Origin of the sequence: Mucilaginibacter gossypii (assembly GCF_900100945.1) — a bacterium.
In the GTDB taxonomy this organism is placed as follows: Bacteria; Bacteroidota; Bacteroidia; order Sphingobacteriales; family Sphingobacteriaceae; genus Mucilaginibacter; species Mucilaginibacter gossypii.
Genome location: NZ_FNCG01000002.1, coordinates 520,705 through 533,263 on the forward strand (window position 1 = coordinate 520,705; position 12,559 = coordinate 533,263).

The following is a 12,559-nucleotide window of genomic DNA, read 5'->3' on the forward strand; positions in this document are numbered from 1 at the left end:
ATGGAAAAGATCTCACCGGGACAAATACATTTGGCCGACCAGAGAGGTTTCAGCAAAACCGCAACTCTGCTTCGTTACAGTAATTTCAATTATGGTAACTATTTTAACGAGCATCGTAAGCCCTTTGGCAGGCTGGAGATATGGAATGATGAAATGCTGGCCGGTAGTAGTTCAATTGATGTAGCTGTCGAAAACTCGGGCTGGTTTGTTTTAATGCCGGTAACCGGTGAGTTGTTGTTAAAAAGGGTAAATGGAGATATCCGCCTGATTGATGTTGGAGAGCTGTTTGTAGGTTATGCTGTTGCCGGTGAGCGTCTTGAATTAACTAATCTTTATAAAAGCGATTGGATCAATTACATTTATTTTCAGCTAAAGGATAATGATATAATAAACCCGCATCGTGATACGGTTTTTAAGTTTGATTTTACGGGCAGGGCAAACGAATTGATTGACTTGGTTCCAACCTGCGGAATATATCCGTTTCGATTACATATCGGGGTATTTGGTGGCAGGATAGATGCCTTTTATCAACTGCAAAATAGTAGTTCATTGTTTTACGCATTTGTGCTTGCCGGGGCTTTTGAGCTGCAGGGTCGCCTGATGCATGAGCGTGACGGATTGGCGTTATGGCAGGTGGAAGAGGCTGACATGGAAGCATTAAGCAATAACGCGGTGATTGTGATATTGGAAATATTAAAATAAATCACCTGTTGTAGAGGCGCATTATTGGCACCTTCTGTAATATACAGCCAACCCCTTACAAAAAGGGTACCTCATTAATTTAACGAGGTACCCGGCTAATCAAGATATTTCTCATTTAAATTGCCATACCACCCGATGCTTCAATACGCTGGCCATTAACCCAACGCGCATTTTCAGTACAAAGGAAAGCTACTACGCCGCCGATATCTTCCGCAACACCTGGCCTGCCCAATGCAGTTATGCTGCTTACCATTTTTTGGGTTTCTTGGCTATTGCGCAAATGGCCGCCGCCAAAATCGGTCATGATGGCGCCGGGGGCAACCACATTAGCTCGGATACCTCTTCCGCCGAGTTCTTTAGCCAGGTAACGGGTGAAAATTTCTACCGCGCCTTTCATAGATGCATACGCCGAAGAACGCGGAACTGATACCCGCGTCAGCCCGGATGATACGTTGACAATCCCACCGCCATCTGCCATCAACGGGATCAGTTTTTGAGTTAAAAAGTATACACCTTTAAAGTGCACGTTCAATAAATCATCAAAAAATTCCTCGGTAACATCGCTAATGGCGCTGTAACCGCCTTGCCCGGCATTATTAATTAAAAAGTCGATATGATCGGTGCCGAATTTATCCGTCAAAACTTCGCGCAGTTTTTCGGTAAATGCGTCAAAGCTTTTAATTACACCAGTATTGAGTTGCAATGCAGCAGCCTTTGCGCCGCTTTGTTCTGCAAGGTTAACCACCTTTGCTGCTTCCTCTGTATTGGTATTGTAGGTTATAATAACATCTATTCCTTTTTCGGCAAGCCTTAAGGCCATGTCCCGGCCTAAGCCACGGCTGCCGCCGGTAACCACGGCAATTTTATTTCTGTTTTCCATTTCTTTTGTTTTGATACAAAAGTAAAACAGATAGGAGAGGAAGGGTTTGGATAAATCAATCCATTATTTACAAAATTCAAATAATGGGTAAGATATCGGCGCTTTTAGTAATTGTATAACTGTGGTTTAAATCTTTTAGCCAGATAGCCGGTAGCTTTTTGCGGGTCAATATCGGCTATAATTACACCGGTTGTTCCATAAGCCTGGTAAACCACACACGTACCATCCGGCGCTATGACCGAACTTGCTGATTCCGGGTAAAGCGAACCATAATTAGAACTGGCAAAGTAGATGGTGTTTTCCAGCGCCCGCATCATCATGGCTTTTTCGTAATAGGGGTTTGCCATACTGCCCCATTCGGTAAGCAATACCCCATCAGTATTACTGCCCGAAAAATGAGGGTGGAAAACAATGTGCGCGCCATTGCGTGCCGCCCATCTTACCGATTCGGGATAACGGAACCCTTCATGACAAATGGTAATGCCAAATTTTAAGCCATTCACTTCAAAAATACTTCTCTGGGTGCCCGGAACCCAAATGGCGTCTTCCGATGGGTCTAATTGATTTTTAGTTTGATATCCAAGCACGTTGCCGGTTTTGGATATTACATGTGCAATGTTTAAAAGCCCGTCTTCGCTGTACCAATCCATAGGCATAATTACCGCAATATTATTTTCGGCGGCCATCCTGCATACTTCATCCAGCGCCGATCGCAATATTGCCGGCGATGTTGGCTCCGGATCGGCTATCATACCCGGATATGCAGGTATATATGATTCAGGGAAACAGATAACCTCTGCCTGTTGTGACGCTGCATCTTTAATCAGCTTTTCGGCTTGTTGCAGACCATCATTAATTGATTTCGGAAAAGGTGGGGTGGCAATGGCTATCTTCATGCGGTGTTAATCTATATGCTAAATTAAAGGTTTGCGAATATCTGTGGTTAATATTTATCCCCTCATGTGTCACTTTTTTATTTCAACCCATGCTTGGCCGATATTTATAAAATTATCATTGTACATTTGTAGAGGAGATCCTCTCCAAACTCAATAAATCATCATTCACACTACTTAACGTTTACTACTATGATTGAAACTAAAGCGTATGCTGCGCAAGATGAAAATACACCGCTTGCCCCCTGGACTTTTGAGAGGCGCGAAGTTGGTGCTCATGACGTACAGTTTGATATTTTGTACTGCGGCGTTTGCCACTCCGATTTGCACCAGATCAAAAACGACTGGTTCCCCGGCATTTTTCCTATGGTGCCCGGACATGAAATTGTTGGCCGCGTAGTTAAAGTTGGCGAGCATGTAAAAGGTTTTAAAGTTGGCGACCTTGCCGCCACCGGCTGTTTGGTTGACTCATGTCGTACATGCGAAAACTGTAAACGCGACCTTGAGCAATATTGCCTCAATGGCAACTCGCAAACTTATAATGGCCTTGAACAGGATCATAAAACACCTACTTATGGTGGTTACTCAAACACCATTGTTGTTAATGAGGATTTTGTGCTGCACCTTAAGGAAGGGGTTGATCTGGCCGCCGTTGCCCCGCTATTATGCGCCGGCATCACAACCTACTCGCCGCTAAGGCACTGGAAAGTAGGCAAAGGCCATAAGCTTGCCGTGCTTGGCTTAGGTGGTTTAGGCCATATGGCGGTTAAATTTGGTGTTGCCTTTGGTGCCGATGTTACGGTATTAAGTACATCTCCCAAGAAAGAAGAAGACGCTAAAAAATTAGGTGCTCACCACTTTGTGGTAACTACCGATCCAAAACAGGTTGAAGCAGCTAAAAACTCCTTCGATTTTATTTTGGATACCGTATCGGCCGAGCATGACTTTAACATGTACCTATCGTTATTACGTACCGATGGTGTTCATATCTGCGTAGGTGTTCCCCCTAAACCGGCTGAGATTGCTGCGTTCAGTTTATTGGGTGGCCGTAAAAGTTTAGCCGGTTCGGGTATTGGCGGTATCAAAGAAACCCAGGAGATGCTTGATTTCTGTGCCGAAAATAACATTGTTTCGGATATTGAAATGATTGATATCAAGGATATTCACACTGCTTATGACCGTATGGAAAAAGGCGATGTGCGTTACAGGTTTGTAATTGATATGGCTACGTTGTAAAGTAATTTATAATTGATAACAGAAGGCCGTGCGGGAGCATGGCCTTTTTACTATAGTCATATTTACACCCTTCAAAAGTCGCTTTAGCCCCCTGCATACGAACGAGCACCAGTTTAATTTTGATATAAAAAATATAACCACTGATATTATGAGAAATTTAGTATTGTTTATGCACATTTCACTCGACGGTATGGTTGCCCGCACTGATGGCGCTATGGACTGGATCAAAGTGAGCAATGAGCTGTTTGAGTATGCCAACGCCCGCACACAGGTAGCTGACACCGCCCTGTATGGTCGTAGAACTTTTGAAATGATGGATGCCTACTGGCCAACAGCAGCCGATGGGCCAAACCCCTCAAAACATGATATTGAACACGCTACATGGTATAATAATACACTTAAGTATGTAGTGTCTGAAAATGCTGCCGGGCAAAATACCGATAAGATTAAATTTATCAGTGACGATGTAAAGGCGCGGATTTCAGACCTCAAAAAACAGGAAGGCAGCGAGATCATCATGTTCGGCAGCCCCGGCCTTGCCCGTTATTTGATGCAGGAAGGATTGATTGATGAATTTTGGCTGTTTATAAACCCGATAGTGCTTGGCGCCGGTGTTCCGTTGTTTCCTAATGCGGAAATAAAACTTAAACTGGAAAAAAGCACAACTTTCGCCGATGGTGTTCTCGGGGTGCATTATATAAAAGAGTAGTGTTTTGCAGGTAGATATCTTACCGTTATAAAAAAAACTGCAACCCGAGGCAACGCCTTTGCTAAAATGGTAGTAATCATTATGTACACAAACATATTACTACATGAAATTACTATCAAAGCTAACAGCAGCGGCCCTTGTGACAGGAACACTGTTTTTTTCAAATACGGTAAAAGCGCAAACCACTCCTGCAAATGCGTTCCGTTTAGGTTTAGGAATTGAAACCGGCTTGCCTACAGGTGTAGCAAAAATTGGCACTACTTTTACCTTAGGTGGTACAGCCCGTTTACAATATGGTATAAGCAATAGTTTTGCGCTTACTTATACTATGGGCGGGTATCATTTTTTTCAGAAAGAAAATCCTGCTACGGGTAAACGCTATCCAAGCTATGGCGAAATTCCGATTAAATTTGGTTTCAAAGAGTTTTTTGTACCAAGTGTATATGTTGCCGGCGAAGCAGGTATCGCTTACGAAAAACTGGAAGAAGGCTGGGGCCCGCACAGACTTGATCTTTCGCCTGGTATAGGCTGGGCCAATAAAACCTGGGATGTAAGTGTACGCTATGAAAACTTTTCGGGTGCTAATCAGGATTATTTTGGTATGGTTGGCCTGCGTTTAGCCTACGGGTTTGCTTTATAATTTCGCACTTAATGTAACGATTAACTAATATGAACTAACAAACACCCGGGTTACCCAGGTTATGTTAGGTTGACTGGCCCTCTTTCGGTTATTACCGGAGGAGGGTTTTTGTTTATTTTCGGGTTGACAGCTAATTATTTTATCCTGATTTTAGGAACGAGAAACCTAACCCGTTTTTTTACTAAACATCACAAGTTTTGCAGCTAACAGAAGATCAGATATACGCTCTCGCACCTGATGAAGCTTCAAAAAAAGCAGGTCGTGATTTGGCTAACCCGGCCAAATGGGGAAGTAAAGGTATTAGTGAAGAAGCCCTTTGGGGCGAATGCCAGGGTAGCGGCAGCAAACCTTACCAAACTCAGGTTGATCTTGGAGCTATCGCCTTTAAATGTTCATGCCCCAGTCGTAAATTTCCATGTAAGCATGGCTTAGGCTTAATGCTTTTATGTGCGAGGCAACCAGGCTTATTTGCCAAATCAACAATGCCTGCCTGGGTAAGCGATTGGATAAACAAACGAGCCGAAAAAGAAGAAAAAAAAGTTGAAAAGGCGGACGAAAAACCTGTAGATGAAAGCGCTCAGGCTAAACGTGTACAGGCACGTGAAGAAAAAGTAAGTGCAGGGATAGCCGAACTAATGGTTTGGATCAAGGATATTGTACGCGGCGGAATTTTAACCATCCCCGAAAAAACGCCGGCTTACTGGGATAACATGGCCCGCCGTATGGTTGATGCCCAGGCATCGGGATTGGCTGGTATGGTGAGGAACCTTGGTGCTACCAACTTTTGGAACGAAGGCTGGCAAAGTGGCTTCATAGATAAATTACTCCAATTATATTTAGTTGCAGAGGGGTACAATAACATTCAAAATATTGACCCGGATTTGCAGCAGGATTTACGCGCTGTCATAGGTTTCACCACCAACCAGGAAGAGCTGCGGGCGCAAACAGGTGTAAGTGATACCTGGCTTGTTATTGGAAAGGAAAGCCGCGATGAGCAGCAACTAACCATTGAGCAAAACTGGCTTTACGGTTTAAAAACCAACAGGTATGCGCTGGTGCTGCAATTTACGGTTAAAGGGCAATTCCCGCCGCTTAACTTTTCGCCGGGAATATACCTGGATGCTACCCTGGTGTATTTCCCGTCGGCCCTGCCGTATCGTGCTATCGTTAAGGATTATAATATCATAAGGCCAATCGATAACGTTAACATAAAAACATTTGCAGGCTGGCAGCAAGTTGCCGGTTATGAAACCATACTAAACAGTCGTTTGCCATTTCGCAGCGAAATGCCCCTTGTTATAGCATCGCTAACACCGGTTTTTTACCAAAAGCAATGGTGGCTACAGGATAGCGAAGGCTGCCTCTGTAAAATATCAGCAAGTTATACCAACATCTGGCAACTGATTGCCATAAGCGGAGGCGACCCGGTAAACATGGCCGTCATCGGTAGAGAAAATGAATATCGCCCGATTGGCGTTTGGCATCAAAATAATTACAAAAGTATCTGATGAAGGCCTGGGAAAGTATCATAAACACCGCAATGCTGGGTACTGATAAACCTACACCTGCTATTGCTGATTTGCCGGAAGAAGTAGCCCTGATCGCTAATGTGATAGAGGCCTCAGCAGGCTTAGATAAAGAAGAACGCTACCTGCAAAAAGCTGCTGTGATCTACAATTACAGGCAATCGGGTTTTGTACCCTTTCAAAAAAATGATCTGCCGGCTAATAAAGCGCCTGCAGAAACAAGACCGTACTGTTCACCCGAAGCCGCCGGGGTTTTGAACGCCATATTGGGCGAGGAGAACGATCAATTACTACAATTGTGGTTAATGCAATGCTGTAAATCAGGGCAATTACTATTGCCTGATGTATTGCCGGTCGTATTTGAAAAAGCACAAAAGGAGATGGCATTGCGCAAAGTTGTTATTGAATGCAGTGGTAACAGGGGAGTTTGGCTTAGCAAAATGAACCTTATGTGGAACTGGTTTACTACTATAGCCGATGAGGAACTATGGCAAATGGGTACGCCAGCCCAGCGTTCAGAAATATTGAAAAGCTTAAGGCTGAGTGAGCCCGCCAAAGCTTTAGAATGGCTGCAGCAAACGTGGGAGCAGGAGAATGCAGCCGGTAAATTGGAATTGCTTAAAGCCATGAAAGTGAATAGTAATGCTAATGACCTGCCATGGTTGGAGGGCTTGCTCAACGAAAAAGGGCAAAAGGTTAAAGATGAAGCTTTGGCCCTGCTCAAAAGTATTTCTGGTTCGTCGGTTGTTAAACAGTATCAGCAGTTGCTACGTGAATCTGTATCGCTAAAAAAAGAAAAGGCCTTATTAGGTTTAACTACCAAAACTTCCATCCAAATAAAACTTCCCGCCGTAGTTGACGAAAGCATCTACAAATCGGGCATCGAAAAATTATCGGGGCCTAAAAGTACGGTAACTGACGAAAACTATGTTGTTTATCAGCTCATCAGCAGCGTGCCGCCTGCGTTTTGGGAAGATCAGTTTGAAGCAACGCCCATTCAGATAGTTGAATATTTTGAAAAATATGCACCTGCTATGGTACCGGCTTTGGCCAATGCGGTAGCAAAGTTTGGGCAAAAGAATTGGGTGCCGTTTTTTCTCGGGCAAAATATGTTCTACCCGGATTTTGTTGAAATGCTAAGCGGCAGGGAACAGGAAAAATACCTGCTGAAAGCCTTGAGCAACGATCCGCAAAATACAATCGCACATGCCATCCGCATTAGTGATGAATGGGGCACCGAGTTTGCGGTTGCAGCCCTGCTTAAAATGGCTAACTGGCCTTACGAATATAATCGTGGTTTTTTTACCCGGTATATCAGCCTGGTCCCTGTCGGGGCTTTGAAACATGTCGAAAACATAACATCACAGCAGGTTAACCTCCAGCCAACCTGGGACAAAACCCGCAATCACTTAATTAATTTACTCGACTTAAAACAGCAAACGCTTAAAGCCTTTAACGCATAAAAACTTTAACATGTCACAGATATTACGTCAGCATGCAGAGCAATTATTTGCACACGAACTGGAAGAATTGAAAAAGCAGGACGGTGATAAGCGTCCGGCCAACTGGGTACTTTCTCCTCAATCGGTAGTAACCTACCTGGTTGGCGGAAAGCTGAAGAATGGCTTTGAGGTTTCGCCAAAATATATTGGCAACCGCCGCTTAATGGAGATTGCTGTAGCTACGCTCACAACAGATCGTGCCCTGTTATTATACGGTTTGCCCGGTACAGCAAAAAGCTGGGTGAGTGAGCATTTGGCAGCGGCTGTAAGTGGCGATTCAACCATGATTATCCAGGGAACAGCTGGTACCAGTGAAGAGGCTATTCGCTACGGCTGGAACTATGCCCGTCTGATAGCACAGGGCCCATCGCCGGATGCGTTGGTAGAAACGCCAGTAATGCGCGGGATGAAAGAAGGCAAGATAGTTCGTTTAGAAGAGCTTACCCGTATCGGCGCCGATGTGCAGGATACACTGATCACCATTCTTTCTGAAAAAATGCTGCCCGTGCCTGAGCTTAATATCGAAGTGCAGGCCGTTAAAGGTTTTAATATCATAGCCACAGCCAATAATCGTGATAAAGGTGTAAATGAATTATCAAGCGCGTTAAAGCGCCGTTTCAATACCGTCATCCTTCCCTTGCCTGATTCGGTGGAAGAGGAGATAGACATCGTACGCCGCCGGGTTGAAAGCTTTGAAAAAGTAATGGAACTGCCGGCCGAACCGCCGGCATTGCAGGAGATCCGCCGGATAGTGACCATCTTCCGTGAACTTCGTGCAGGCGTTACGCTTGATGGCAAAACCAAGATCAAAGTGCCGTCAGGTACCTTAAGTACTGCCGAAGCTATCTCCGTTGTCAACAGCGGTTTATCAATGGCTGCTTATTTTGGCGATGGACAATTGAAGGCAGCAGATCTTGCCGCGGGCATTATCGGTTCGGTAATTAAAGACCCGGTGCAGGATAAACTGGTTTGGCAGGAATACCTGGAAACTGTAGTAAAACCACGTACCGATTGGGCCGACATTTACCGTGCCTGCCGCGATCTGTAATCAAAAAACCTTAAGCCAATGGCAGTACATATTTTAGGCATAAGGCACCACGGGCCGGGTTCGGCGCGTAACGTGAAAGCTTTTCTGGAAACGGTTAGGCCCGATATTGTTTTGGTTGAGGGGCCGCCGGAAGCTGATGCCATGCTGCAATGGGTAAGCAACGAAGGTTTGAAACCACCAGTAGCGCTGCTTTGCTATCAGCCGGATGACCCGCAACGCTCGGTATTTTATCCCTTTGCCGATTTCTCGCCCGAATGGCAGGCAATTGTTTATGCCCGCAGGCAAAATATCCACGTGCGTTTTATGGATCTCCCTGCCGGTAACCAGATGCTTGTTGAAAAGGAGCAAAAGGTTGTTGAACAACAACAAGAGCCGGATACAGATCAGATCAATAGCGAGGGACAAAGCCTTGAGCAACTCTATAAAAGTCCGATAAGTTACCTGGCAGATGCCGCCAGCTTTGCCGACGATGAAAAATGGTGGGAGCATACGTTTGAGTACCGCAATAATAACGATGAGGTTTTTGATGCGGTATCTGAAGCTATGCAGGCGCTCCGCGAGAGTTTTCCTAAAAAGGATAAAAAGCTTGAACAGATGCGCGAAGCATACATGCGCCGTACTATCCGCCAGGCCGAAAAGGAGATGTTTCATACCATAGCGGTAATCTGTGGTGCCTGGCATGCGCCTGCCTTGCAATGGAAATCATCGCAAAAAGATGATAATGAAATACTGAAAGGGCTGCCAAAGGTAAAAACAGAGTGTACCTGGATTCCCTGGACTTTTAACCGTTTAAGCTTCCGTAGCGGTTACGGTGCTGGTATCAATTCGCCGGGGTGGTACAACCATATCTGGAACCATCCGCATGATGATGGTACCTTGTGGATGGCCGAGGTGGCACAACTTTTCCGTAAGCAGCAGATGGATACCTCCGTTGCCCATATTATTGAAGCGGTAAGGTTGGCCGGTGCGCTCGCTTCACTGCGGGGTTTGCCCAAAGTAGGGTTAGAGGAACTGAATGAGGCCACGCTGAGCGTGCTTTGTAACGGCGAGAGCATTTTGCTAAAACTGGTACATGACGAATTAATAGTTGGCCACCAGATAGGCGAGGTGCCGGTTGAGATTCCGAAACCGCCGTTGCAACTCGATATCGAAAAACAACAAAAGAAATTAAGGCTGCCCGCAACAGCTGATTACAAAGATTATACACTCGACCTGAGGAAAGATACCGACCTGGAGCGGAGTATCTTCCTGCACCGCCTGCAATTACTGGACATTAATTGGGGCAGGCAGCAATACACCAGCGGTAAGGGTACTTTTAAAGAGCAATGGCGCCTGCAATGGGACCCCGGCTATTCGGTGGAGATTATTGAACGCGGCAATTTGGGCAATACCGTAGCTGAAGCGGCCGCGAATAGCGTCCTCAACCAGGCAAAAGAAGCAAGGGAACTGAAAGTTATAGGCGATCTGCTTGAAAAAACGATTCCGGCAGAATTGCCGGGAGCCATTGAAGCGCTGATCAGTCAGCTTAATAATCTGGCTGCAGCCTCTGCAGACGTTATCGAAATGATGGAAGTAGTGCCCGGCCTGATAACCGTGGCAAGGTACGGCAATGTACGCAAAACAGATGCCGAATTGGTGATCAGCATTATCAATAGCATTATTACCCGCGTTTGTATCAGTTTGCCCAATGCCTGTATCGCTATTGATGAAGATGCCTCTCAAAAGCTGCTGGAACTGTTTTTTAAACTGAACGATGGCATTAACCTATTGCAGGATATGGGCATAATTAGCATGTGGCAGCAAACGCTGTTGACTATAGCAGCTAATAAAAACACCTCGCCGGTTATAGGAGGATATAGTACCCGTTTACTGCATGACGCCCGCAAATTGGAGGGCGATCAACTGATGCAGTATTTCAGTTTTGCTATGTCATCGGCCACGGCTCCGGTCATCGCCGCAGCCTGGCTCGAAGGCTTTTTGAAAGGCAGCGGTACTTTATTGTTGCTTGATCAGGACCTTTGGCAGGTGATCGACAATTGGGTAGCCAGCCTTGCCGATGAGGTCTTTATGCAAGTGCTGCCTTTACTGCGCCGCACCTTTGCCAATTTTACCAATCCTGAAAGGAGAAAGCTTGGCGAAAAGGCCAGATCCGGCGGTGGGACGGGGCATCAGCATACAAATATCAGCGCTAATTTTGATGCCGAAAGAGCTAAGCAAGGTTTGCCGGTTATAATGCAATTATTGGGTTTAACCATAAATATTAACGACACAAATGGAAATTGAACCGGAGCACCTGCGCAAATGGCGGTTAATACTGGGCGGTAATCAAAATGAAGGCACCGGATTTAGCCTTGATGATGCCGACCTTAAGGTTGACCGCACACTTGAAGCTTTGTATGACAGCGATAGAACCGGAGGCCTCGGTGCATCATCACCGAATGTAAGCCGTTGGCTGGGGGATATCCGTACCTTTTTCCCATCAAGCGTAGTACAGGTAATGCAGCAGGATGCATTAAAGCGCTTGAACCTGACCCAAATGCTGTTTGAAAAGGAGATGTTGGAAAATGTAGAGCCGGATGTTCACCTGGTAGCAACTTTGATGACATTGAGCCGCGTTATTCCCGACAAAACAAAAGATACCGCCAGGCAGGTAGTACGTAAAGTTGTTGACCAACTGGTAAAAAAGTTAGCCGAGCCCACGCGCCAGGCCATAACCGGTAGTTTAAATCGTAGTGTCCGCAATACAAGGCCGCGGCATAATGAAATAAACTGGGGGGCAACTATTCTTAAAAATCTTAAGCATTATCAACCCGAATATCAAACTATTATTCCCGAAACGAGGATTGGTTACGGTCGTAAGCGCTCATCATTAAAAGATGTGATCCTGTGTCTTGACCAAAGCGGATCGATGGGATCATCAGTGGTTTATTCGGGGATTTTTGGAAGCGTTATGGCTTCTATCCCAGCTGTAAAAACTAAAATGGTGGTTTTTGATACCGCCGTTGCCGATTTAACTGAAGAATTGACCGACCCGGTTGAGTTATTATTCGGCGTGCAATTAGGTGGTGGCACGGATATCAATGCAGCTTTAACCTATTGCCAGCAAATAGTTACCCGGCCTACGGATACCGTATTGGTGCTCATTACCGATCTTTACGAAGGAGGTAACGTTGCCGAAATGCGCCGTCGTGTGATAGAACTGGTTGCGGCAGGTGTGCAGTTGGTAGTATTGCTTGCTTTAAGCGATGACGGCTCACCATCGTATGATCATGGCAATGCACAGTTCCTGGCCGATATGGGTGTGCCCGTTTTTGCCTGCACACCCGATAAATTTCCTGATCTGATGGCCGCCGCGCTCACTAAACAGGATATTGGTATGTGGGCGGCCAGGGAAGACCTTATTATAAAAAAGTAGAGGATTGG

Annotated in this window: 11 protein-coding genes; 9 read left to right on the forward strand and 2 right to left on the reverse strand. The window is 45.5% G+C overall.

Going from position 1 to position 12,559, the window contains the following annotated elements; genetic code table 11:
* Positions 1-702 (forward strand): pirin family protein, encoded by a 702-nt coding sequence (locus tag BLS28_RS05745; RefSeq protein WP_091163316.1) that lies wholly within the window; start codon positions 1-3, stop codon positions 700-702.
* Positions 703-817: 115 nt separating this feature from the next.
* On the opposite strand, the gene BLS28_RS05750 is transcribed toward BLS28_RS05745, so the two are convergent.
* Together BLS28_RS05750 and BLS28_RS05755 are read right to left on the reverse strand one after the other, a co-directional pair.
* Positions 818-1,582, reverse strand: coding sequence for an SDR family NAD(P)-dependent oxidoreductase (locus BLS28_RS05750; protein WP_091163317.1), 765 nt, complete (start codon positions 1,580-1,582; stop codon positions 818-820).
* 104 nt (positions 1,583-1,686) lie between these two features.
* Positions 1,687-2,478: a carbon-nitrogen hydrolase family protein gene (locus BLS28_RS05755; protein ID WP_091163318.1), complete on the reverse strand. Its 792-nt coding sequence runs from the start codon at positions 2,476-2,478 to the stop codon at positions 1,687-1,689.
* 189 nt (positions 2,479-2,667) lie between these two features.
* On the opposite strand from BLS28_RS05755, the gene BLS28_RS05760 reads away from it, so the two are divergent.
* The 8 genes from BLS28_RS05760 (at position 2,668) to BLS28_RS05795 (ending at position 12,551) form a co-directional block, all read left to right on the forward strand.
* Positions 2,668-3,711 carry an NAD(P)-dependent alcohol dehydrogenase gene (locus tag BLS28_RS05760; protein WP_091163319.1) on the forward strand — a complete coding sequence of 348 codons (1,044 nt, stop codon included), beginning with the start codon at positions 2,668-2,670 and terminating at the stop codon, positions 3,709-3,711.
* A gap of 148 nt (positions 3,712-3,859) precedes the next feature.
* Complete coding sequence (locus tag BLS28_RS05765) at positions 3,860-4,420, forward strand: dihydrofolate reductase family protein (protein ID WP_091163540.1); 561 nt, start codon at positions 3,860-3,862, stop codon at positions 4,418-4,420.
* Positions 4,421-4,523: 103 nt separating this feature from the next.
* On the forward strand, positions 4,524-5,060 hold the full coding sequence (locus tag BLS28_RS05770) for a hypothetical protein (RefSeq protein ID WP_091163320.1): 537 nt from the start codon (positions 4,524-4,526) through the stop codon (positions 5,058-5,060).
* 197 nt (positions 5,061-5,257) lie between these two features.
* A complete protein-coding gene (locus BLS28_RS05775) occupies positions 5,258-6,568 on the forward strand; it encodes an SWIM zinc finger family protein (protein WP_091163321.1) in 1,311 nt (436 codons plus the stop codon).
* A complete protein-coding gene (locus BLS28_RS05780) occupies positions 6,568-8,049 on the forward strand; it encodes a DUF5691 domain-containing protein (protein WP_091163322.1) in 1,482 nt (493 codons plus the stop codon). Before BLS28_RS05775 ends, BLS28_RS05780 begins: the two co-directional genes overlap by 1 nt.
* Before the next feature lie 10 nt (positions 8,050-8,059).
* Positions 8,060-9,136, forward strand: coding sequence for an ATP-binding protein (locus BLS28_RS05785; RefSeq protein WP_091163323.1), 1,077 nt, complete (start codon positions 8,060-8,062; stop codon positions 9,134-9,136).
* A gap of 18 nt (positions 9,137-9,154) precedes the next feature.
* Positions 9,155-11,419 carry a DUF5682 family protein gene (locus tag BLS28_RS05790; RefSeq protein ID WP_091163324.1) on the forward strand — a complete coding sequence of 755 codons (2,265 nt, stop codon included), beginning with the start codon at positions 9,155-9,157 and terminating at the stop codon, positions 11,417-11,419.
* Positions 11,409-12,551 (forward strand): VWA domain-containing protein, encoded by a 1,143-nt coding sequence (locus BLS28_RS05795; RefSeq protein WP_091163325.1) that lies wholly within the window; start codon positions 11,409-11,411, stop codon positions 12,549-12,551. The genes BLS28_RS05790 and BLS28_RS05795 overlap by 11 nt, the downstream gene beginning before the upstream one ends.
* The last annotated feature ends 8 nt before the right edge of the window (positions 12,552-12,559 follow it).